The sequence below is a fragment of the Rhizobium sp. P1_E6 genome, from assembly GCF_056405875.1.
In genome coordinates, this window is sequence record NZ_JBFUBG010000097.1 from 1 (window position 1) to 24,696 (window position 24,696).

At 58.7% G+C, this 24,696-nt stretch carries 13 protein-coding genes and 2 pseudogenes; 8 read left to right on the forward strand and 7 right to left on the reverse strand.

The genetic code is table 11. The annotated features are described in order from the left end of the window. Nucleotides 1-223, reverse strand: a pseudogene (locus AC1D35_RS29685) (L,D-transpeptidase); the annotation flags it as partial. A 191-nt stretch (nucleotides 224-414) separates the two neighbouring features. Here AC1D35_RS29685 and AC1D35_RS29690 point away from each other — a divergent pair. Next, a pseudogene (locus AC1D35_RS29690) lies at nucleotides 415-682 on the forward strand (type II toxin-antitoxin system RelB/DinJ family antitoxin). Nucleotides 683-1,233: 551 nt separating this feature from the next. Here the strand turns inward: AC1D35_RS29690 and AC1D35_RS29695 are convergent. The 3 genes from AC1D35_RS29695 to AC1D35_RS29705 form a co-directional block, all read right to left on the reverse strand. Beyond that, nucleotides 1,234-1,569: a hypothetical protein gene (locus tag AC1D35_RS29695; RefSeq protein WP_477853856.1), complete on the reverse strand. Its 336-nt coding sequence runs from the start codon at nucleotides 1,567-1,569 to the stop codon at nucleotides 1,234-1,236. A 118-nt stretch (nucleotides 1,570-1,687) separates the two neighbouring features. Beyond that, nucleotides 1,688-2,134 (reverse strand): hypothetical protein, encoded by a 447-nt coding sequence (locus tag AC1D35_RS29700; RefSeq protein ID WP_477853858.1) that lies wholly within the window; start codon nucleotides 2,132-2,134, stop codon nucleotides 1,688-1,690. Between the two features lie 137 nt (nucleotides 2,135-2,271). Next, complete coding sequence (locus tag AC1D35_RS29705; protein ID WP_477853860.1) at nucleotides 2,272-2,943, reverse strand: glutathione S-transferase family protein; 672 nt, start codon at nucleotides 2,941-2,943, stop codon at nucleotides 2,272-2,274. A 118-nt stretch (nucleotides 2,944-3,061) separates the two neighbouring features. On the opposite strand from AC1D35_RS29705, the gene AC1D35_RS29710 reads away from it, so the two are divergent. Both AC1D35_RS29710 and AC1D35_RS29715 read left to right on the forward strand, forming a co-directional pair. Further along, a complete protein-coding gene (locus tag AC1D35_RS29710; protein WP_477941477.1) occupies nucleotides 3,062-3,991 on the forward strand; it encodes a LysR family transcriptional regulator in 930 nt (309 codons plus the stop codon). A gap of 370 nt (nucleotides 3,992-4,361) precedes the next feature. Continuing rightward, the gene (locus AC1D35_RS29715; RefSeq protein WP_113297288.1) at nucleotides 4,362-5,021 is read left to right on the forward strand and encodes a response regulator transcription factor; all 660 of its coding nucleotides are present in this window, start codon (nucleotides 4,362-4,364) and stop codon (nucleotides 5,019-5,021) included. On the opposite strand, the gene AC1D35_RS29720 is transcribed toward AC1D35_RS29715, so the two are convergent. After that, complete coding sequence (locus tag AC1D35_RS29720) at nucleotides 5,018-6,268, reverse strand: sensor histidine kinase (protein ID WP_477853863.1); 1,251 nt, start codon at nucleotides 6,266-6,268, stop codon at nucleotides 5,018-5,020. The genes AC1D35_RS29715 and AC1D35_RS29720 overlap by 4 nt on opposite strands. Before the next feature lie 471 nt (nucleotides 6,269-6,739). Here AC1D35_RS29720 and AC1D35_RS29725 point away from each other — a divergent pair, with 471 nt between their 5' ends. The 4 genes from AC1D35_RS29725 (at nucleotide 6,740) to AC1D35_RS29740 (ending at nucleotide 20,520) form a co-directional block, all read left to right on the forward strand. Then, nucleotides 6,740-14,818, forward strand: a complete 8,079-nt coding sequence (locus tag AC1D35_RS29725) for a peroxidase family protein (RefSeq protein ID WP_477941481.1) — start codon at nucleotides 6,740-6,742, stop codon at nucleotides 14,816-14,818. 72 nt (nucleotides 14,819-14,890) lie between these two features. After that, nucleotides 14,891-16,654 (forward strand): type I secretion system permease/ATPase, encoded by a 1,764-nt coding sequence (locus AC1D35_RS29730; RefSeq protein ID WP_477853867.1) that lies wholly within the window; start codon nucleotides 14,891-14,893, stop codon nucleotides 16,652-16,654. Beyond that, nucleotides 16,651-19,179: a calcium-binding protein gene (locus AC1D35_RS29735; RefSeq protein WP_477941483.1), complete on the forward strand. Its 2,529-nt coding sequence runs from the start codon at nucleotides 16,651-16,653 to the stop codon at nucleotides 19,177-19,179. The genes AC1D35_RS29730 and AC1D35_RS29735 overlap by 4 nt, the downstream gene beginning before the upstream one ends. 18 nt (nucleotides 19,180-19,197) lie before the next feature. Further along, complete coding sequence (locus tag AC1D35_RS29740; protein WP_477941485.1) at nucleotides 19,198-20,520, forward strand: HlyD family type I secretion periplasmic adaptor subunit; 1,323 nt, start codon at nucleotides 19,198-19,200, stop codon at nucleotides 20,518-20,520. A 212-nt stretch (nucleotides 20,521-20,732) separates the two neighbouring features. Here AC1D35_RS29740 and AC1D35_RS29745 read toward each other — a convergent pair whose 3' ends face one another. Both AC1D35_RS29745 and AC1D35_RS29750 read right to left on the reverse strand, forming a co-directional pair. Then, entirely contained in the window at nucleotides 20,733-21,365 is a 633-nt protein-coding gene (locus AC1D35_RS29745; RefSeq protein ID WP_113312103.1) for a hypothetical protein, read from the reverse strand. Nucleotides 21,366-21,915: 550 nt separating this feature from the next. Then, the gene (locus tag AC1D35_RS29750) at nucleotides 21,916-22,959 is read right to left on the reverse strand and encodes a class I SAM-dependent methyltransferase (RefSeq protein ID WP_477853874.1); all 1,044 of its coding nucleotides are present in this window, start codon (nucleotides 22,957-22,959) and stop codon (nucleotides 21,916-21,918) included. Nucleotides 22,960-23,216: 257 nt separating this feature from the next. On the opposite strand from AC1D35_RS29750, the gene AC1D35_RS29755 reads away from it, so the two are divergent. Continuing rightward, nucleotides 23,217-24,696: diguanylate cyclase domain-containing protein (locus tag AC1D35_RS29755; RefSeq protein WP_477941488.1), on the forward strand; the 1,480-nt coding region annotated here is incomplete at its 3' end.

Consider the following 24,696-nt stretch of genomic DNA (forward strand, 5'->3'; position numbering starts at 1 on the left):
TCACTATAGTTCCGCTTGATCTCGTTATTGGTGCTCGGTTGGGCGGCGGGTCGCGATAGCGGGGAAGCGGCTGGTATTCGGGCTCTGGTGGATAAGGGGTGTACGGATTGTCGTAGCCGTAGCCATCATACTCGTCGTAACCATCATAGGGCCCATAGACTTGGGCATGAGACTGGACGGCGGTCAGAAAGAGGGCCGCAGCCAGGATAGCAAATAGCCTCATGGTCGTCATCCGCTTGTTAAACAAGCGTTATTAGGACGAGTTCTGTGGCGGGACTATGTCCGCGCCCTTCCATCTCAAGCGCGGTTCTTCCCCGAGTTTTCGAGGTAAAAAGTGTCAGCCCCGAATGAAAGTCGTCTAGCCGTGGATTTTGTCATGCAGATGCATTGCGTTAATTGCGAAGGAGATTGACCATGGCTTCAAATGCACTCGTCCAGATACGAATAGAGATGTTAAAGAATACGCCGCAGCGGCTCTCGAGAGCATCGGTTTGATAGTGTCGGATGCTGTGCGAGTTCTTTTAACGCAAACAGCAACGAGGGCCCGGCATACGACGCCTGATTTCGGGAAAAGGTTTTGAAGGCGCTTGAGGATACGCGCCCTGATATCGATGACGCGGGAGCACGATTTCGAGAGCGCCGTAGGCACGCCTTACATTGCGGTTTATGTCATCATACCTGACCGGATAAGCACTCTGCGAATTTGGCATAGTGCGTAGATGTGGCCGCCGAATGGGATTCCGAATAACGCCGGATACGGCGCAGCCCTTCGATTCCCGTCAAAGCGCGGCCACCTCACAGCGTGGGCAAGGGAATATCCAGCATTTTGTTATTCGCATTCTGCGAGCGGCGAAGTGCGCGTTCGTAGTGCCGAACGCACAATGGAGACGAATAGCTTATCTACCGAGATTTGGACCTACGTGTCACATTGTGCGCAAGCTCACTTGTCGTCGCGAACTCGCCAAAAAGCGCGGTCAGCTTGGCTTGCTCCCTCTCGTCCAGCCTGTGCTTCAAGCAAAAGTCGGAGATGCACCAAACCTTCTTCACCACGACAGGCTCGGCTGAAATCGAATCGATGTGCTGCATTTTAGTCCTCCCACTTCGCAGGCTAGCGAAGCGAACATTAGCTGGCAATGAAATAACGAGATCTTCCCAACAATTCTCCAACACCCGCTGGGCGCTTGGCGGCGCAGCGATAGTCAACTGCTCGGCCCCTGGCGGGGTATTGGACGATCAACTTACCGAAACAGTTTGTTCGATGATCTGCTGTACGCCCCTGACTTCGGTGGCAAAGGAATAAACTATTTCGCTGGGCACGCGGCCGATGGCGGCGATTGTAAGCTTCTCATAATGATCCACTGTATTAGCGAGAGCCTCCTTGTCGCGAAAATAAAGTTCGTCTCTGCCCACTTCGCCCAGTTTCCGACGCAGCTGCGGTGCCAGCATCTTTCCATGATCGTCGAAGATCGTTTTGTAGGCGTCGGCGCTCGTTGTATTCAGCAAAATCGCCCAGATATCCTCCGCCCTGGATCTTGTCTGCAGGAAGTGTTCGGCGGCATTCTCAGGCATTTCGACGCCGGCCGGGAGATAAAGTTCCTCCAGGTCATGGGGCGGAGGCTCGGTTCGGGTACGGCTGGTTAGATCCATGGTAGTGCTAGGTCGGTAAGCGACCCCAACAAAGTCACGATCACCATACGGCAAGCATCGCTCTTAAACGCTGCTGCAGGGCGGGCGGTTCGACGTTCATTCGCACGCAATGGAGCGCGTAGCGCATCGGTTCGCTAAATGGCATCCAGGCGCGCAGATTATCAAGAAGCATCTCGGACATCATGTCTTCGATCGGCCCGGCGCCGAGCTGGCCAAGCGCCTGTTGATGATCTGGGAGTCGGGCTCGGGCGATGACGGCAAGAGCCCGCTTCAAGGTCTCCTCCTTCGAGTCATTAAGCAAATCCGTCGACCAATGCCATGCCCCGGGATCAGCAAGGTAGGCCTGCACAAAGTCTTCTGCGGAGGCCGGCCGGTCACCACAATCAGCCATATCGGGTAGCCAGGAAGCATCCGACGCGATCGCGTCCGGCGTGAACGCATTATTGGAAACGAACGCTGTATGGCGCTTTGGCTTGCGCGACTTCATGTGAAACCCATTCACCTGCTTTCGTGAAGCCTAGGCTAACCTGGCGACGGCCCACCGCGCCATTGAAAAGATCGTCGCGATTCCGGCCAGCGCGCACCATCTTCATACGCGCACTGGCCAGACAGGAAGGCCAGAAATTATAGTTTCACGCCGACGCTCGCCAGGAAGATTTCCATACGGTTGTCAACCTCAGCCTTCGTCTCAGCCCACGCTGGGAACGACTGGAGAAGATTGTCGTGCCAAGCGATGAGGTTTGGATATTCCTTGAACGGAAACTTTGCACGATCGGCCTGGGAGAAGGGAGCCGCGATATCGATATCGGCAAAGGTCAACGTATTGCCAACCATGAACTCACGGCCTTCAAGATGCTGGTTGAGTACTTTCGCTGCAGAGCGGATCTTACCCTCAGCAAATTTGATGAGGGACTCGTCCTTCGCTACACCCATGACCGTCTTCCCCACGCGCTCATCGAAGATCGTGGTGGTGAAGGTGCGCCACTGCTCGCCCGACCAGAACATCCACTGAAGGACCTGAAAGCGCTCCTCCTGCGTGGTTCCGACCAGCGGCGAATTCACCTTGTTGGCGAGATACAAGTTGATTGCAGAAGATTCCCAGAGAATGGTGTCTCCATCCTCCAGAACCGGCGTCAAACCGTGGGGATTGAGACGGGATTTGAACTCGTCGGTCTGGCTCTCGCCTTTGAAGAGGTCAACGGTAACGCGTTCGAGTTCAATGCCCATGATCTTCGCAGCGGTGTTCACGCGACGCAAGCTGCCCGAGCCCGCATCACCATAGATCTTGATTGTCATAACTGTTCCTTTCGGCTCCGGCCCGTGAAAGGGCGGCCGAACGTTAATTCCCATATTCTTTTTACGAATGGCATCCATGCTTTATGAATGCCATCTATTCCCAATTGGAATTCATTAATTGTTTGGAGTAAAGGTGATGGATAAGCTAGATGCGATGCGGATGTTCGTGCGCGTCGTCGAAAGCGGAAGCTTTTCGCAGGCAGCGCGAGATCTGAACGTCAGCCAACCGACGGTCAGCAAGCAGCTCGCTGCGCTCGAAGCGCGGCTCGGGACGCAACTCCTCGCGAGAAGTTCGCGTGCCCTTGCCGTGACGCCTGCAGGACAGGACTATTATGAGGCCACCGTCCGTATTCTTCAAGATCTCGACTCCGTCGAAGAGAGAGTCCTTGAAGGGCAGTCGCGCCCCTCGGGGCTCGTCCGAGTGACCCTCTCGCCAGCATTCGGGAGGATGTTCGTTATTCCCCGACTAGCGGATTTTAGGACGAGTTTCCCTGACGTCGCGATCGAGATGGAAGTCTCCGGGCGGCACGTTGACCTTATCGAGGAGGGAATAGACGTCGCGATCCGCATCGGTCGGCTTTCGGATTCAGCACTCGTCGCGCGACGCATCGGCGACATGCGGATGATAACCCTAGCCTCCGCCGGCTATCTTGCCCAACACGGCACACCGCAAACGCTAGTCGAACTGCGCACCCACCAACGTATCAGCTATGTCCACCAGGGCGATATCATCGGGTGGGGTTTCCACGTAGACGGCCGGCCGGTCACGGTCGACGGTGGGGGAGCGTTCCGCACAAACGACGCCGAGCATGTCCGCGGCGCGGTCCTCGCGGGCCTCGGCATCGCCCACCACGCAAGCTGGTTGTTCACGGATGTGCTGGCCTCCGGCGAGGTTGTACAAATTCTGGACCAGCATGCGCCGCCGCCCTTTCCGATAAACGCAGTTACCGCTGCCGGACGGCGCATGCCCTCGCGAGTGCGGCAATTCATCGATTTCCTCGCTGCGATTTGCGCCGAGGAGCCGGAATTAAAGGTCGGCGACGGCTAGCCCGTCATAGTGCGGACGGTTCTGGATTGCCCCTGCACAGGAGGACGCTGAACAGGCCCTTGTCGTCCGTCCAGTCGGCCATTGGTAACCATTCCGCTGCGCGCAACGACAAGGTCGGGGTCGCATGGCAGTACTTGTGGTTACAGTCAGTATGGATGGCTCGCCGGCTCCTACCGCCTATAAGCGCGGTGATAGGGTTTGAACCTCAATTCAGAGTTCAATCAGCCGCGTGACTAGTTTGTCGTAGCTCTTCCGAGATCATCCTCTGGGTTTACCTCAGCATCGACAGAAATACTTAGAAATGGCTAGATGGACATGAAATTAATTTCGGAATATCAATTATACGTTTACTTTATGCAGGGTGTATAACATGAGTCCAATCTCGGTAGCGCTAGTTGACGACCACCCTCTGATGCTCGCTGGCCTAACTGAAATCCTTAGAAAGCAACCCACATTTTCTGTTGCGGCAACTGGATCGAGCGCGGACGATATATTGGACATTGGCCTGAGGTTGGCACCTGACGTCTTTGTCGTCGACCTGATGATGCCGGGAAACATTTTCGACGTGATCGCGAAGCTTGTCGAAAAAATCCGAACGAAGATCCTGGTCTTCACGGCAATGACGGGCAGCGATTATGCCGTGCGCGCCCTCAACGCGGGCGCAAGCGGGTATGTCCTCAAAGGAAGCAGCGCACAGGAACTCCTTCAAGCCATCGCGACCGTCCACCGCGGCGACATGTTCATCACCCCTGCATTCGCCTGCAAGGTCATCGAAGAGCTTAAGATAGCCTCCCTCAAAAAGATGACCGGCACGGAAGTAAAGCTCAGCATCCGCGAGGGCCAGATCATCAGAATGCTGCTGCGGGGCTTCACCAATCGGCAGATTGCAGCCGACCTGCAGATCGGCGAGAAGACCGTCAAAAACTACATGACTATCCTCATGCAGAAGTTGAATGCACGAAATCGCCTGGAAGTATTACTGGCCGCGCAGAAGCTTGAGGGCGGCACAGATCCGATCCAACGCCACTAGATACCATTCCCCTCCATCGGCACCACGACCTGAAGCTCCGTTCCGGAGCGCGGACCCCGGCGGATGTCAACGCTGCCGCCAAAAGCCTCAACCCGGTTTCGAATGCCCTGCAGCCCGAGCGGCCTGTGACGGGCTTGGGAATTGCTCACCCCGAGGCCAGGACCATCGTCGGCAATGACGACAGTAATGGCTTGCTGATCTGCTGACGCCGAAACGCGCTGGTCACGGCCGCCGCCATGGCGGAACGCATTGTTGAGCCCCTCCTGCACGACACGGTAAAGACAGATCTTCAAGGGGTGGGCAACACGCTCGGGCAGGCGGTCATACGCCACTGTCACTTTCGATCCCGTCGCATATTCGTGCTGATCGACTGCCATGCGCAGAGCCGCTTCGAGCGGCATATTTTCGATCTCCGGCATGACCAGCCCAGTCGAAAGCTCTCGCAGCTCTGCCAGGACCTGGCTCGCGATGTGAGAGGGAGCAAGATCAGCCTCCGTGACGTCGGCCGCGCTGTCGAAGGTCGTCCTTGCCGGCACGGGCGCATCTGAAGGCCTCCCCAGTTTAAGGATCAACAGGCTGAGCAGCTGGACGGGACCGTCGTGCAGATCGGCACCGATCCGGTTCAGGAGTTGCTCGTTCGATTTCGTCGCATCCATGCGCGCCCTGTCGGCAACCTTGCGAAGCTCGGTATTCTGATCCGCGAGCGCCTGAGCCTCCGTCAGCTGCGCCTTCAGCGTCATCCTCTGATTGGCGATGATATTGCTCGCCCGCCGGACAATGAGGAACAGCAGGGCCATGATGGCCAAAGTCGTTGCGCCGACGATTGCCCATGTCTGACGTTGGACCCGGCCTCGCTGAACGAGGAATTCGGCTGCGTCCTCATAAAGCTCTCCGACAGCGATGATTTCGCGCGTGCCCGAGCGATAGATGGGTGCATAGATTTCAATGAGCGGACGGTCGGTCGTCGGCTCTTCCTCGCCTTCTCCGTCATTGTGACCAGTCTCGAGCTGCGCAACAACCCGACCTGTGAAAGCCCGCTTGATATCGGCCGACGGGAAGGCTTTTCCGATAAGAGATTTATCGGTGCTGTAGATCACCATCCCGTCGTTGCGCCAGATCCTGAAGCCTTCGACTCGTCGCGCAAGATCAGTCCCGATCAAAAGATCGTCCAATTCCTTGCGACGGGATTCCGCGACCTGCAGGTTGCTTGCCGATCCCTCGACGTGACGGGCCAGAAAACCCTCCATGTAGAGGGCTCCGGATTCGGCCCGGCTCCTCAGCTGATTTGCGGCAATCTGGCTTGTCAGCCACTCACCAAGGATGGCCATCGAACTACAGATGATCAACCCCGCCACAATCAGGAACTGCTTCGTTAAATCAATGCCTTGCCAGTATCCTAGTATGCCGGATTTCTCGCCGCCGAGGCTCTTCCTGAAAGGGACGTAAGTCACATTTATTTCCGGGTCTAAAGTCCCGACCTCCCGAAGACCAAAGTCCGTGAATGTCAGCGGACCTTTGGAACTATCCCCTGGCCTTGCCTGAAGACATTATCTGATCGTCGCAGACAATGCTGAAGATTTTCTATTGGCTTTCGCAATCTCATCTCCGGAACCCCAGTAGAAAATGTGCCGCAGAGCAGACGATGCCTGCGAATGCAGGGACGGGAAAAGCATTGCCGGAACGATACCGTTTTCTGGACAATCCAAGGGGGGAATAAAATGGTCACCTATATTCGATCGGATCTCGATTTCATCCTGAAACAGATCAAAATCGCGGAAGCGGACGCCGCCTTCCGGCAAGGCATATCGACCGGCGATCCGAACAACGTCGCAAAGCCGTTGTTCGGCCCCGGCGGGTCTATCCCGACCTACAACCTTTCCTGGGGCCTGCGCACCGTCGACGGTACCTACAATAATCCGCTGCATCCGGAATGGGGTGCTGCCGACAATGAGTTCCCGGAACCCCTTGGCACTCAGTTCAAGACGATCATGGTGCCCGCCGGGGCCGGTGGCGCTTTGGTGCCCGTCTCATACAACCCGACGGCCGACAACGATGGCCCCGGCCCGTCCGTCGCGGGCGACGTCTTCGACCCCACAGTCCGCACCATCTCAAACCTGATCGTTGATCAGACGCTCGGAAATCCCTCCGCGATCCTGACGGCTCTGCAGCGCGCCGGCATCGTTCCCGCAGCGCAGCAGATGACAGTCACCGCTCAGATCTCAGCCGCTTATGAACCGCTCAAGCCATTGTTCAACGCTGTCGGCACAGCCGAGCGGCTGAACGCCGAGGCCCAGGCAGCAGCATCTGCCAGCCCCAATAATCAAGCTCTACAGGATGCCGCGGCAGCAACTGCTGCGGACCTCGCTGACGCGCAGGCGGCTCTCGATGCCCAGGATGATGCTTTGGTCGCGTTGCTGGATGCCAACGGCGTCGAGCTCGATGGCGTCAATGTCGTCATCACCAATGCCGCGCCGGATGAAGGCCTCTCGGCACCGTTCAATTCCTGGTTCACCCTGTTCGGCCAGTTCTTCGACCACGGTCTCGACCTCGTCGCCAAGGGCGGCAACGGCACCGTATTCATTCCGCTGATGGAAGACGATCCGCTTTTTGTTCCGGGCAGCAACACCAACTTCATGGTGCTGACCCGCGCTACCCTTGCCGGCCCGGGCGCCGACGGCATCATGAATGATGACCCTCTAACGGCAGTTAACGAAGCCGCCGACAATACCGATCGTCCCGTAAACACGACGACCTCGTTCGTCGACCAGAACCAGACCTATACGTCTCATCCATCTCATCAGGTCTTCCTCCGCGCCTACACGCTCAACGCTGCCGGCGAGCCGGTCTCGACGGGCAAGCTCATCGAGGGCGGCAATGGCGGCATGGCGACCTGGGCTGATCTCAAGGCGCAGGCTGCTGATTTCTTGGGGATCCAGCTTCTCGATGCCAATGTCGGCAATATTCCATTGCTGGCCACCGACCCCTATGGCGAATTCATCCGAGGCGCCAATGGCTATCCTCAGATGGTAACAGCTACGGGCCTCGTCGAAGGCGACCCGAATGCCAATGGTGGATTGGGCGTCCTCGTTCCGGCGAATGCTATCCTTACAGGCCATGCCTTCCTGGCCGACATCGCGCATAATGCCGTGCCGGGCGGACTGGCCGATGGCGACATCGAGATCGGTCTTGAAAACCCCGGCAACGAGCCTGGTGTCTACGACAACGAGTTGCTCGATGCGCATTATGTCGCCGGCGACGGCCGTGCCAACGAAAATATCGGCCTGACGGCGGTGCACCATGTGTTCCATTCGGAACACAACCGGCTGGTCGAGCATACTCAGGAGGTGGTGCTTGCAGACGCCATTGCGATGCTGGCTGACGGCTCTTCGCAGGCTGAGGCTGTGGCCTTCCTGAACGAATGGCTGATCGATGATGTCGCTGCGGTTCCCGCCACCGGAGCAGGCCTTGTCTGGGACGGCGAGCGGCTCTTCCAGGCCGCCAAGTTCGGTACCGAGATGCAGTATCAGCACCTCGTTTTCGAAGAGTTCGCCCGCAAGATCCAGCCGAATATCAACGTATTCCTGGTTCCGGACGGGTTCGACGTTACGATCGATCCCTCGATCGTCGCCGAGTTCGCCCATGTGGTCTACCGCTTCGGGCACTCGATGCTGACGGAATCGATCGATCGCTTCGATCCGAACTTCAACCCTGACCATATCGGTCTGATCGAAGGCTTCCTCAATCCGCTGCAGTTCGAAAACAATGGCGGCACAACGACTGCCGATGCCAATGTCGCAGCCGGCGCCATCGTCCGCGGCATGACACGCCAACCCGGTAACGAGATCGACGAGTTTGTCACCAGTGCGCTGCGCAACAACCTGCTCGGCCTGCCGCTCGATCTTGCGACCATCAACCTGGCGCGTGGCCGTGATACCGGCGTGCCATCGCTGAACGTGGCCCGCACGCAGTTCTACAACGCCACCAACCAGGATGTCTTGCTCAAGCCCTATGAGAGCTGGGTCGATTTCGCCGGCCATCTGAAGCATGAGGCCTCGATCATCAACTTCGTCGCGGCCTACGGCACACATTCACTGATTGACGGCCAGACGACACTTGAAGGCAAGCGTAACGCGGCGCTCACCATCATAACCGGCGTGTCGGTCGGCGGACTTGAAGTCCCGCTAGATCGCCTCGACTTCCTCAACGCGGCCGGAGCCTATGCCGGCGGCACACTTGGCGGTCTCAACAATGTCGATCTCTGGATCGGCGGCTTGGCGGAAGCGATCATGCCCTTCGGCGGCATGCTCGGCTCGACCTTCAACTTCGTCTTCGAAATGCAGATGGAAAAGCTGCAGAACGGCGACCGCTTCTACTATCTGCAGCGCCTCGATGGCCTGCACCTGTTCGGTGAGATGGAGAACAACTCCTTCGCCGCCATGATCATGCGCAATACCGACGCCACCCATCTGCCGTCTGACGTGTTCTCGACCCCCGGTCTCATTCTCGAGGTCAACCAGGCCCGGCAGTTCAACGATCTCGATGGCGACGGCACTCTGGAGAGCACTGATCCGCTCGGCGACGGCATCCTCACGCAGCTTGTCATCCGCAACAATCCGGCGACCGTCGGCCCGGACACCAACTACCTGCGTTATACCGGGGGCGATCATGTGGTCATGGGCGGCACGGAAGCCAATGACACCATAATCGCGGGTATCGGTGACGACACGCTGTTCGGCGACGGCGGCAACGACCGGCTGGAAGGCGGGTTCGGCAACGACATCATCAACGGTGGCGACGGCGACGACATCATCGTCGACAGCGGCGGCGACGACAATATCAAGGCCGGCAAGGGCAACGACGTGGTTCACGCCGGGCCTGGTCTCGACCTGGTGATGGGCAATGACGGCCAGGATTTCATCTTCCTGGGTACGGACATGGGCTCGGAAGTCTTCGCCGGTACCGGCAACGACTTCATTTACGGTAACAAGAATGCCGAACGCATCCTCGGCAACGAGGGCAATGACTGGATCGAAACAGGCACGTTCGACGGTGCGCCTGGCGACAATTTCGACGAAATCTTCTCGCATGACGAGATCGACGGCCATGACGTGTTCCTGGGTGATGGCGGCTTCGACGAGTTCATCGGTGAAGGCGGCGACGATATCTTCGTCGGCAGCGCCGGCCGCGGCAAGATGGTGGGCATGTCCGGCTTTGACTGGGCGACCTACAAGGACAACCCGAACTTCGTGAACGCCGATCTATCGATCCCGATCGTCTTCGACGAGGCCCCGACACTGCCGCAGAATGCCGCGCTCGATGAGTACGAGTCGGTCGAGGGTCTGTCGGGGACAAGGTTCGGCGACGTCCTGACCGGCACGAACACTCTTGCGGCTGAGCGGCTCCCCGCTCTTCAGGGCGGTACCGAAGGCTATCAGGGTAGCGCCCTCGACGCTGAAGGCATCGCCCTTATCAGAGGCCTGCAGGATATTCTGGGCGCCGGCGTCACGGCATTCAGTGCCGGCGACATCATTCTCGGCGGTGATGGCAGCGACACCATGAAGGGCCTTGCCGGCGACGACATCATCGATGGCGACAAGTGGCTCGACGTGCAGATCGGTGTCTTCGCGCCAGCCGACACGGAACATACGGGCGAGCCGATCGCGCTACACAACAGCATGACGACATTGGCAGCCGCGATGTTCAACGGCTCGATCAATCCTGGTCAGCTGGCGATCGTGCGAACCATCCGGACCGACACGACGGCCGGTGATGTCGACACTGCAGCGTTCCAGGGCGCGCGGGCCGATTATACGTTTGGTGCGACTGCTGATGGGCAGGTGACCGTCACCGACGTTACCGAGCTCAACCTCGATGGCTCCGACCGGCTGCGAAACGTCGAGCGTTTGCAGTTCACCGATGGCACCGTCGGCATCATCGTCGGCACCGAAGGGAACGACGTTCTCAACGGCACCACCGGTGACGACCTGATGCTGGGCCTCGGCGGCAACGACGTCCTGAACGGCGGCGATGGCAACGACATCCTCGTCGGCGGCCCCAGCACGGCCGGCACCTCGGGCACGTATGCCGATAATTTCAACAACACCGTCCTGAATGGGTCGAGCGGAACTGCGGCATGGGCCACGCCGTGGGTTGAGACTGGAGACAACGGCAATACGAATAGCGCTTCGGCAGGCCAGATCCGCATTGACGACGGCACCAATGAGTTGCGCCTGCGCGATGATGACAATGATCCAGGCAACGGCACCGCGATGATCACGCGATCCTTCAGTCTGTCGGGTGCATCGAGCGCCACCATAAGCTATGACTATAATGAGAGCGGCTTCGACGCGGGAGAAACGGTCACGGTTCTCTTTGCCGCCGACGGCGTCAACTTCACACAGACGATTCAGACCATAACCGGCGCGACCAACGCAGGACCGATCAACAACTTGCCCTTGAACGGACCGTTCGGTGCCAATTCGGCAATCAGGTTCGTGGTGGCCGGCACGAACAATAGCGGCGACTTCGTCGGTATCGAAAACCTGTCGATCGCCTTCTCCAGTGCCACCGAGACCCTGAACGGCGGCGCCGGCAATGACACCTACGTCATCAATCTCGGCGACGGGATCGACGTCATCAACGAAACCGCCGGCACCGACCGCATCACGGTTGGAGGAACCGTGCCGCCGGCACTGCCGGCCTCGCTGACCGGGCTCAACATGTTCGAAGTGACCGCCGGGGGCGGCAACGACGACCTGGTGATCCAGTTCAACGGCCAGCAGGCCACTGTTACCGATCACTTCGACACAGCCGGCGAAGCGGTGGAGTTCATCAACTTCAACGGCAGCACGTTCGAAGGCTATGTTCTCACCGGCGACTATGCCTTGAGCACGGATGATAACGGCGAGCGCACAGCGGCGGTCGGCGTCAACACGGCGCTCGCAGGCACGACGGCTAACGATACCCTGACCGGCAATACCGGCTTCGACCTGCTGTTCGGCCATGACGGCAATGATACGCTCAATGGCGGGCTCGGTGAGGATCTGCTGGTCGGTGGCATCGGCAACGACACGCTCGACGGCGGCGACGATATCGACACGTTGGTTGGCGGTGCCGGCAACGACACCTATATCGACGATACCGGCGAGGATCTGATCATTGAGGCCGCCGGCGGCGGAACCGATACGATCGCGACGACGGCAGCACTTTACACAATGGCGGCCTTCGCCAATGTCGAAAACCTGACCTACACGGGTGTCGACGCCGACCAATTCGTCGGTACCGGCAACGACGGCAACAACGTCATTACCGGCGGCGATCTCGCCGACACGCTGACGGGGCTTGGCGGGAATGACACACTGAACGGCGGTCTCGGCGCTGACACCATGCTGGGCGGTGTCGGGGACGACATCTATGCCGTCGATGATGTCGGCGACGTGGTAACGGAACTGGCGGCTGGCGGTACGGACCGTGTCGACGCAAGCGTCGACTACACGCTGGGGGCGGAGGTGGAAAACCTCAATCTCATTGGCGCGGCGGTCACTGGCCGCGGCAACACGCTCGCCAATACGATCAACGGCAATGGTGCCGCCAACCAGCTCTTCGGTGGTGGCAACAACGATACGCTCAATGGTGCCGCCGGCAGTGACCTGCTCGACGGCGGCGACGGCAACGACACGCTCAATGGCGGTGACGACAACGACACCATCATCGGTGGTGCCGGCAACGACACGATCGACGTAGGCGGCGGCGTCAACACCATCATCTACAATTCGACCGGCTTCGGGGCCGACATCGTCAACAGCTTCGACGCCACCGGCGGTACGCCGGCAACCCAGGATCGCATCGACCTCAGCGGATTGGGCGTAACGGCGGCGAACTTTGCCAACCGGGTGTTCGAATCCGCGAGCGGCGGCAATACGATCATCACCATCCGCGAGAACGGACCGGCCTCGGCGATCCAGGGCACAATCCAGATCAACGGTGTCAACAATGCCGGCATTGATGTCTCCGACTTCACGCTCGCGACTGCCGGCAATGTGATCAATGGCGGCGCAGCCGGCCAGACACATAACGGCACTGCCGGTGCCGACACGATCAACGCCCTCGGCGGCAACGATACAGTCAATGCTGGGGCAGGCAACGACATCGTCAACGGTGGCACTGGCAACGACGTCGTCAATGGCGACGCCGGTGACGACACCTTCAACTGGAATGCCAACAATGCGACGGCAGCATCGCTGGCCAATTCCGATGGCCGTGACATCGTCAATGGCGGCACGGAGGGTCAGGCTGGAGACACGTTCGTGATAACCGGCAATGGCGCCGTTGCGGAGACCTACCGTATCTATACCCGCGCCGCATGGGATGCTCTCGCCGGCAATAACGGCGCAAGCCTCAATGCCGCAACCGAGATCGTTATTACGCGGGGAGCCAATACCGATTTCGCCACCTCGGTCATCGCCGAGCTACGCGAAATCGAGGAGATCCGGATCAACGGGGTCGATCCGTCCGGACCCGGTTCTTCCGGCGGCGACACATTCGAGGTGATCGGCAACTTCGCCGGGACGAGTTTGYGGCTGAACACCATCACCATCGACGGCAACGCCGGTGATGATACCATCGATATTTCGGCTCTGACTTCGGCCCATCGCATCGTGTTCCGCTCGAACGGCGGCAATGATACGATTGTCGGCACCTTGCGGCCGCAGGATGTTATCGAACTGCCAGCGGGCACGACCGCCGATGATTACGAGATCACGACCGATGCAAACGGCGTGACGACGATGACAGGCAGCCAGCACAGCATTCGCTTCACGAGCGAGGGCGGCCTGCCGCAATTCAACGACCCTGCCGATGACGATGTTGATACGCCGCCGCCAGCACCCCCGACTCCCGAAACAGCAGCGGGAACCACTGTTGTCGGTACTGCTGCCGCCGATGTGCTTCTTGGTACGGCAAGCGGAGAAATGATCGTCGCATTCGCCGGCAATGACGTGGCCACCGGCGGTGCCGGCAGCGACATCATGCGCGGAGATGACGGTGACGATCTCCTCAGCGGGGAAGCCGGAAACGACATGGTCTTCGGGGGTGCCGGAAATGACGACCTGTTTGGCGGCGACGGCAATGACATGATCTATGGCGACGCTGGAGCAGACCGAGTCTTCGGCGATGCCGGCGACGACATGATCCAGACTGGTGCCGGCAACGACACCGCCCATGGTGGCAGCGGCAATGATATGTTCATCGCCGAAGCCAGCGACGGCGATGATGTCTACTATGGCGATGCCGGCAGCGACACGCTGGATATGGCGGCGATCACCGCCAACCTGACGGTCGACCTCGGAAGCGGCTTCATGGGCAGAGGAAGTGCATCCAGCAGTCAATCGGGCAACGATACACTCTGGAACATCGAGAATGTCGTCACGGGCTCCGGAAACGACACGATCACTGCCAATGCGTCAGTCAATCTCATCGACGGCGGGGCCGGAAACGACAAGTTCGTGTTCCTCTCCGAAAAGGATGCCGACGGCGATACGATCCTCGGCTTCCAACCGGGGGACAAGATCGACCTGAGTGGCTCGGACGCCAACAACGGCGTCTCCGGCAATCAGGCCTTCACGCTGATAGCGGGCTCCACGCTTAGCGGTGCTGCCCAACTGATCGTCACGCACGAGACGCGTGACGACGGCGACTACACCGTGGTGCAGGGAAGCGTCGACGGTGACAGCAGCGCCGAACTTCGCCTCAGCATCAAGGGGAACCACAACCTCACCACTACGGACTTCAACCTGTAAAGCGCGAAATGCGGCGTGCCGGCCTCTCCGGCACGCCGCATAGTCCAATATTAGCAAGAAGTGGTGAATGACATGCGCCCTAAAACTCCGTTGACCGGCACCAAGCGCAAACAGATCGAGAAACTCACCCACGGACTGAGAGGAATTTTTGTATTCCTCTTCATCACGTCCGGGGTGATCAACGTTCTCGCGCTGACCGGCTCCTTCTACATGCTGCAGATTTATGACCGCGCCCTGACCAGTGGCAGCGTTCCGACCCTGCTTGGGCTATCGGCACTGGCGATCGGCCTCTACCTGTTCCAGGGTTTTTTCGACATCATCCGGTCGCAAATTCTGGTGCGCATGGGTGCAAGGCTCGATAGCCGGATCGCACCCATGGCGCATCAGGTCGCAATCGACATGCCCCGCTTCGGCTTCTCGACAGCCGAAGCGCTCGAACGCGGGCGCGATGTCGATACGGTGCGCTCGTTCCTCGGCAGCCAGGGACCGATCGCCCTGTTCGACCTGCCCTGGGTGCCCCTCTACCTGGTCTTCGTCTACATGCTCCACCCCTATCTCGGTGCGCTCACCTTCGCCGGCGCCTTCATCCTCTCGATGCTGACGATCATGACGGAACTGATGACCCGCCGGCTGGCAAGCGCTACCCACAAGTCGGGGATAGAACGCAACGCGATCGCCGATTCCAATGCCCGCAACGCCGACATCCTCAAAGCGATGGGATTTGCGGAGCGTGCAGTCGATCGTTTCAACCGCGCCAATCAGGACCATCTTGAGTTGCAGACACGCACGAACGACATCAGTGGCACGTTCGGCGCGATATCCCGTGTGCTTCGCATGATCCTGCAGTCGGCTGTCCTCGGCCTCGGCGCGTGGCTGACGATCCAGGGCGAGCTATCGGCAGGTGCAATTATTGCGGCGTCTGTTGCCTCGGCACGTGCTCTCGCACCTGTCGATCTGGCAATCGGAAACTGGAAGGGCTTTGTCGCCGCCCGGACAGCCTTCAACAGATTGAAGGAGACGGTGATTGCCCTCTCGGGCACCGTCCCGCCCATGCAATTGCCGGCGCCCACGCACTCGCTGAAGGTCGAAAAAATAACCGTCGCGGCACCCGGCTCCGGACGGGTTCTGCTCAGCGAAGTCAGTTTCGAGATCGCAGCGGGACAGGCGCTTGGCATCATCGGTCCGAGCGGCGGCGGCAAGACGACGCTCGCACGCGCCCTGACGGGCGTCTGGCCGACCCTTCGTGGCAGCGTCAGGCTTGACGATGCCGAACTCACGCAATGGTCGGACACCGATCTTGGCCAGCATGTCGGCTACTTGCCGCAGGATGTGGCGCTCCTGGATGCGACGATCGAAGAAAACATCTCGCGCCTCGAGCCGCAGGTCGATCCCCGCGCGATCGTCGAAGCCGCTCAGACGACGGGCATTCATGAAATGGTCGTGCGTATGACCGATGGCTATCGCACCGCACTCGGACCTCAAGGCATCTCGCTTTCGGCCGGGCAGCGGCAGCGCATCGGCCTGGCGAGAGCGCTCTATCGCAATCCTTTCATCGTGGTCATGGATGAGCCCAATTCGAATCTCGACGGCGAGGGCGAAATGGCGCTCACCCAGACGATCAAAGCGGTTCGGGCCAGAGGCGGCATCGCAATCGTCATCGCTCACCGGCCGAGCGCACTCGCGGCCGTCGACATGGTTGCCGTTATCCAGAATGGAAAGATGGTAGCGTTCGGACCCAAGGACGACATCCTCAAACCATCGGTAGCGGACACTGGCAGCAAACCTGCGGCCGCAACACAGGTCGGCTCGCGCATCATGGCGAGGATGTCGGAATGATCGAGGTAAAGGGAACAAAAACCGCCAAGGAGCAGGACGATTCGCACGATCGCTATGTCTTCAAGAATGAGGACAAGCTCTCGAAAGTGCCGATGTTCATGACGCTCTTTCTGACCGGATTCGCGCTCTATTTGAAGAGTGCACTGTCAAACCAGCCGGAGGGCCTTCCGCTGGGAGAGACGGGACCGAGGCCGGCCCCGGATCCTCATGAGGGGCTGCTGCCGATCGATCCCATCTCCACTGGCGCTGTCGCGCCGGGAGACGCCGAAGAGCAAGAAAAGGCGCCAACTGGAAAGAAGGGTGGCGTGCAACTCTCCAATTACAGGAATGCCATAAGTCATCCGCTGGACGACTCTCCGCCTATCGAATTCAACAGGCTCAACCTGCCAAGTCTAAGCCTCCTGAAAACATCGGGTGGAGTTTCGGTGTCCTTCCACGCATCAAACGACAATGCCTGGACGGCTTCGAGACCGATATCGACAGCTCCCTTCCGCATTTCCAAAGACAATGCCTGGACAGGCCCCAACCAGGCCTCAGAGGCATCCCCTGAACCAGACGACGTCAAGCCTCCGCCCGCGCCTGTCCAGCAGGAAAAAGCGCCCAATCGCGCGCCGCGTACCGGCAGTCCCGTCACGCTCGCCGATGTCTCGGGTTGCGCAATCGCGTTGATCGGTCTTGCCGATCTCCTGCGAGGGACCCTCGATCCCGATGGTGACGTGCTGTCCGTCAAGGATATTACTGTCTCTTCCGGCAAACTCGTACAGACCGCTGGCGGATGGACATATCAGGCCGAGGCCCTCGGCCCAGTGACCATCAATTATCAGATTACCGACGGCATGGCCTCCATCGTGCAAACCGCCAGTTTCTCCGTCGTCAAGCCCGCGCCCGTTACCGGCACGACTGGCGACGACCTGTTGGTCGGCACCAGTTGCGGCGACGACATCGACGGACTGGCCGGCAATGACAATATCGACGCCAAAGACGGCAACGATACTGTCAACGCCGGCGATGGAAATGACAACATTGTCGCGGGCAGTGGCAATGACACGGTCTTTGCGGGCGACGGCAATGACATCGTTCTCGGCGGCCTGGGCGACGACCACATCTTTGGAGGTGCCGGCAACGACCGCCTGTACGGCGAAGAGGGCCGCGACARCATCTTCGGTGACACCGGCGACGATCTGCTGAGCGGCGGCGGCGATAGCGACATCCTTCATGGTGGCGACGGCAATGATACCCTGAACGGGGACGCTGGGAACGACGTTCTGCAGGGTGAAGGGGGCAACGACGGCCTGTTCGGCGGCGATGGTGACGATATCCTTCTCGGTGAAACAGGCATCGACACCCTCAATGGCGGCACGGGGAACGACTTCCTGAGCGGGGGCAGCGACCAGGACACAGTCAAGGGAGATGACGGCAACGACACCGTTGCCGGTGATGCTGATGGTGTGGACGACAGCTATGACGGAGGAACCGGGACTGACACACTCGATTATTCGGCACTTGCCGAGGCGGTGGCAATCAATCTGGCTGATGGCAGTGCGTCCGGCATCGAGATCGGCAACGACACGATCTCCAATTTCGAAATCGTTCGCGCCGGTGCGAGCGATGACTCGGTGACCGGCAGTGCAGAAGCCGAGGAAATGCATGGCAACGCCGGGGATGATTGTCTCCGCGGCGGTGAGGGTGYGGACCTTGTGAACGCCGGTGATGGCGACGACGTTGTTACAGGCGACCTCGATTGTGCCGCAGACAGCTATGACGGCGGAAGCGGCATAGACACGCTCGATTATTCTGCCGCTGTCATGTCTGTTGTCGTCGATCTCAATGCTGCGAATGCAACCGGTCAGGAGATCGGCGTTGACGGGATCAGCAACTTCGAAATCATCAAGACTGGCGATGGTGACGATGTGCTGCGCGACGGAGATGCCGCCGAATGCCTCTCGGCCGGAGGCGGCGATGATGTCGTCGTCGCGGCGGCCGATGCGTCGGATGACGATTTCCGCGGGGGCGATGGGTTCGACGCGATCGACTACTCGCAGGCCGCCCATGCTGTGCTCATCGACTTGAACACGGGCACGGCCACCGGCTTCGATGTGGGTCATGATGCGATCGGGGGCTTTGAAAAGGTCGTCGGTGGTGCCGGCGACGACATTATCCGCGCTGGTCCGATGGCCGCTGTCGTCGAAGGCGGTGCGGGCGAGGACACGTTCGAGTTCTGCATTCCTGCCGGCGAGAACAGCGCCGCTGTCGTCCACCAGATTCTGGATTTCATGGTGGGCGACCGCATCGACGTGTCCAAGTACAAGATCTTCGACGAGGTCATGGACGGTCTGGAGGACCGCTTCGAGGAAATCTACGGCGACAAGGCCGATGCCGAACCTTTGCCGATCCGCGTTCGTCATGAGGGAACGGACGATATGAGCCGAACCTTCATCGAAGTCGATATGGACAAGGATCAACATTACGAAATGACGATCAATCTGACGGGGCACCATCTCCTCGTTATCGTCGAAAACACCTGATGGGCGGGGAGAAGAGACATGCTTCAAAAACAGCCAAACACCCAGCCTCGGCACTCGCCCGAGACGAACAACATGTTCCCTGTCACTACGCGTGTTCTTGCCGGCGTAGCGGTTGGCTTCCTGCTCTTCGCAGGCGCCGGCGGATGGGCGGCGACGACACAGTTGCGCGGCGCGGTCATCGCATCGGGTATCATCAAAGTCGATCGAAATCTGAAGTCGATCCAGCATCGGGATGGCGGCATCGTCAGCGAAATCGCCGTCAAGGAGGGTGACATCGTCACGAAAGGGCAGATCATGCTGCGCCTCGACGACGCCCAGACGCGCGCCGAACTCTCGATCGTCAAGACGCAGCTCGTCGAATTGACGGGACGCCAGGCGCGGCTGATCGCCGAGCGAGACAATCAGGACGAAGTCGAGTTCGCGCCGRCCTTTGTCGCTGAGTTTCCATTGATCTCAACTGGCGAGCGCCGCCTGTTCGATGGGAACCGCCGCAACAGGCAAAACCAGAAACAACAGCTCCAATACGGAATATCTCAGCTCGAAGAGGAACTGAAAGGCCTGATCGCCCAGTATGATGCAAAGGACGACGAACTCGAACTGGTGCGAACCGAACATGGCAAGATCAAAGGCCTTGCAGACAAGAAGCTCATCGATACGTCCCGCAAATACTTCATCGACCGCGAACTCGCGAAGCTGACGGGTGAGAGTGGGGAGATCCAGGCCAATATTGCGCGGTCGAGAGCCCGGATGAGCGAAATCCGGGTTCAGATCATCGCCATTGATGAGGCGGCCCGCACCGAGGCTCAGCGCGAACTGAGCATTGTCGAGCCGAAATTGTCTGAATTGCGTGAACGGCGCATCGCTGTCGAGGATCGGCTGGCGCGAACCGATATCCGGGCGCCACTATCGGGAACAGTGAACGAGCTTTTCGTCCATACAATCGGCGGAGTCATTACGCCTGCGGAGAAACTGGTGACGCTTGTGCCGGCCGATGCCGCATTGAAGATAGAGGCCAGACTGTCTCCCACCGATATCGACCAGGTATTCATCGGTCAGGAGGCACGGATGCGTTTCTCCGCCTTCAACCAGCGCGCAACACCCGAGCTTGACGGTAGCATCGCCTATGTCTCCGCGGCGACAAGCACCGACCCGGCGACGGGCCAGATCTTCTATCTTGCAGACGTCGCCGTGCCTGCGAGCGAGCTTGCCAAACTCGGCAACAACAGGCTTCTTCCGGGCATGCCGGTCGAAGTTTTCGTTTCAACGCAAGAGCGGACCGCGATATCGTTTTTCGCCAAGCCGCTCTCGGATCAATTCAACCGTGCGTTCCGCGAAGAGTAATTTTGCTATGATCTTCGAGCTGAATTTGCGCGAGTAGCGTCTAGATTTTTCCGGTTGATTGCCGCCGAAAGTGAGCGGCAATTCCAGTTGATGAGAAGTCATCTGAGTGGTGTGTTGGCGCGAAGGCTCACTTGGCCAACCCACTGAAGCGTTCCGCAAACGGATGCCCTGAACTTCGGCGCACCCGGAGCGGAGACCGGACGGCGAAGACCTCACCGGAGGAGTCCATCGATATCGAATTCGTCCCAGCCGCGAAGCTTCGCGGCGGGATCGTCAGAGTTTCCTTTGGACGCCCTAGACGCCTTGGCCGCCTTCTTCAGTGACCGGGTCAGCTTCGCCTTGTAGGCAGCCTGTCGCCGGTTCTCCGCAGCGGCGGTCGCGTCTTTTTCGCGCCATTCATCGACGACGGCGCGGTCCAGCAGGTCCTCCACGACACGCGGATCGAAGACGTGGAAAGTAATCTGCCTGGCGCGGCCACTCAGCCTCACCGTGCGCGTTCCTGCGCTCGGAAGACGGCCGTCCTTCAGCCAGCGATGCCTCTCACTCGCGGAAATAGCCAGGATGTCCTGGATTTCGCGCGGAATGACCGGCAGGCTTTCGATGCCCTCCAGCGCCTTGGTTATGGTCGCTGCTGTCGAAGAGAACTCCTCTTCGCAGTCTTCTGCCATTCCCAAAATCAGTGCCATTCCATTCACATCGAGCGATTTCCGCACTGCTAAAGGCAGGCCCGCTCGAATTTCCAGAAGGATGCCCTTGGCGCGAACGGCCGATCCGAACGTGGCTGCCGGCGGGAGCCTCCACATTTCGGTAAGTGCGGGTGTGTCATTGATTTTCTGTTTCGGCATCTCGTCTAGATGGGTTTCGCGTTGTTCAGCGTCAACAACGAGGGAAGGTCATCGTTCCCCTATCCCCGTCGAACTCCGAGCAATAAAAAAGGCCGGGGCGAAATCGCACCGACCTTCTCAACATCGCTCTTCACACCAGTGCCAGTACATCCGTGGTCAAAAGCAGATTAGCGACTTCGGCTATCGCGAACGCTCCTGTGGAGCACTCACCAGCGATGCCGATGGGCACCATATGGCCCTTGATCGTGTTCGATTCAAGTCCACGGCGTGAAGTTATTGCGGGTTAGGCGGCCCCCTGCTGCCGGTTTGCAGGAGAGACATTCGCGATATCGCGATTGCGGTGTACCGGGTTTTGAGGATCCGTGCGAATTCGCCCATGCTCACCTTGCCCCACGCAGGAGCAGACGGATCAGCAGGTCCTTTTAAGCTTCGCTCATCGTCAGGTCGTTCATGGCGATTTCTTTCATCAAGATCGACGTCCCAACATGCAGGCTGCGACATCGCCGGACGGGGCGCATCGGATTTGGTGAAGCGCCCGACCCGTCGAGGCTTAGGACAGCTTCCTGATGGTGCTGTAAATGATGTTGCGGTTGGCACCGAACCAGACCGTCTTCTCAACGGTGTTTTCCGGCGCACTGCCATCGGCAATACGCCACATGTCGGCCTCGGACCGCTGGAGGAGTTCCCAGTTCATATAGGATTCCATGTATCCGTCATCGGCCATCTCATCGGAGAAGTTGGCAAATAGGAAGACGCCACCCGGTTTCAGCATTTCCATGCAAATCTGCGTCAGTCGGATTGCTACTTTATCGGTGAGGTAATCATACAATCCTGCTGCGTAGATTAGATCGAAGGTGCCAATCTGATGCTTTCGCGCGAGCAAGGCGCGTACGGATCCATTGATAGGCTCGACGGAAGTCCCATGGAATTGACGCGAGATCGAGCGGATACTTTCAGGGTCCTGATCAAGAGCAACCCAGCGTTTAAGGCGGCCTTCTGCAAGTGCTTTTGATGCCTCCGCTTCGCGAAGGTGACCGGCGGCGACGGCCAGGACTTCGGTATCCGAACCCGTTCGCGCAGCGGTCTCGTCAACATAGCGGGTCAGGATGTCGCGACGTTCCCTCACGGCTACCGGGCCGGGAGCGTTTATAGTGTATTCGAAGATATCCAGACCAAGAGGGGTGGACCTGGCCACTTCTTCGGCCACCGCCGGATGCCCATAAATAAAGTCTATAAGACTGGCATCACCGGAATAGCCGCGAGGTTTTTCAAAAGACCAGCGAGTGAACGGGCACTGCTGCAAAATCTCTGCCGAGGGATGGGCCTGAATAATCGGGATGAGCCTCTGCCACACTGCAGCGCCGAATTTTTGACGGACGTCATGGAGCTGACCAATCAACCACCTGACTGCATCAAACAGGTTTTTGCCCGCGGCGAGCCGCTGCATTGCAATGCTGACGACAATCGCAAACTCAGCCTCCGCAGTTCTCAGGAGGTCTGGTTCATTATCCTGGTTAGGTGAAGGGAAGTTATTGCTGACGGACTGCGGTGTGATCAAGCTTTGGCCATCAAGGGAGAAAAGGGGCTGAGCCACGGAACCTCACTGGTGAATAAAGATTTAAAACATCGTGTAAAATCCTCAACAGTCTCACGAAGGTCAAGCGTTAAGGTTGGCGCCAGCGTGCAAATGCACGTCTTAGCTTTAGAAAATATTAGTGAACCCGAGAGATACTCCGCCGGCTTGGGGATCGTTCGAGCGTTATCGGTTGATGTGGAGTCTGCGTAGGGCTATCCAGCGTCAGCTAGCAGTCTGCGGAGGGCACCTGCTGCAAGAAGTTTGGTGGCAGGGGCATGATGCACGTGTTAGCCGAGACCGCAGCCGCTACCGTGCAGCCGACGCTGTCGCCAGAACAGCTGCGTTGCCTTTATAAGCAGAAGAGCGAGAGCGTCCGAAAGAGCGCTACCCGCAACGGCCTCTGGATAGCGGTCGCTGTTTACCTTGCGTATTCTTTCACGGACTATCTTTTTATTGGCGATGTAGTCCAGTACACGATCGCTGGTCGGTTGGCGGTTAGCGTGAGTGCGCTATGCATGCTGGAATTCTTGCTCTACCGCAAAGCAAGAGCCGATACAGTCGACATAGCCGCGGCGGTGTCCGTGCTAGCAGCTTATTTTGTCTGGCTTCTCACCGCACAGATGACCACGGTCAGGGACGCGTTCTCATATTATATGGTTTTTGGCGCGATCTTCATGATGAGCGTCAACTTGTTCTTCAGTTTCCGGTTTCCGGTTGCTCTTGCGGCCTCCGCAACAAACGTGCTCATCTTCATCGGCGCCCTCTATCTGTTCGCGCCGATGTTGCTTCTCCACAAGCTGATCCTCGCTGCGTTCTGCATTTCTTGCTTTATTTTTACGTCTTACGTGAATCTTCAGCTCAACAGAGAGCGCTACAAAGTCTTCCTAAATGCTCTCGAAGCTAGTTTGCAGCAAGCTGCTGCCGACGAAAGGGGCAAGGCTCTCTTGCACCTCTCAAACACGGACTCGTTGACCGGCCTGGAAAATCGACGGGCAATCGATCAACGTCTGCGTGATCATTGGCAACGCTGGCAGGGCAACAGGGTGCCCTTTGCCGTCCTGCTTATCGATGTAGATTATTTCAAACGCTATAACGACTGCTACGGCCATCAAGAAGGTGACCGGTGCCTTATCGCGGTATCCGAGCTTCTCCAAAGCGTAGCCTCGTCCTGGGACTCGATCATCGGGCGATACGGGGGTGAGGAATTCATCGTCATCACACCAATGTCGTATTCGGAAAGAGCRACCGAACTCGCAGAAGCAATGTGCGCTGCCGTGCGGGCGTTGTCTTGGCCACACGAGCACAGGCGAGACGGAACCACTATTATCACCGTGAGTGTCGGCGTATCTCATACGAGGGGCCAGACCAAGCAGGTCGACAAGGTCATTCATGAAGCTGATCGGGCGCTTTACGCCGCCAAGGCAACGGGTCGCAACACCCTCGTCGTCTTCGATCCTGAAGACCCGCAGAGTAGCGATGACAGTGAGGATATTGCCGCGACCCTGAAGATCGCGCTTGAACACGGCCTTGTCTCCCTCGTCTATCAACCGATCCGCAACGTTCAGACCGGCAAGACGGACGCTGTTGAAGCTTTGATGCGTTTGAACATGTTGGACGGAACGCCCGTATCGCCTGTTAAATTTATCCCGGTTGCGGAAAGGACAGGTTCGATCATTGAACTCGGCCGGTGGGCAATTCGCACTGTTTGCCGAGACCTGTTGGCAACCGACCTCATACAGGTTGCTAGTGTCAACG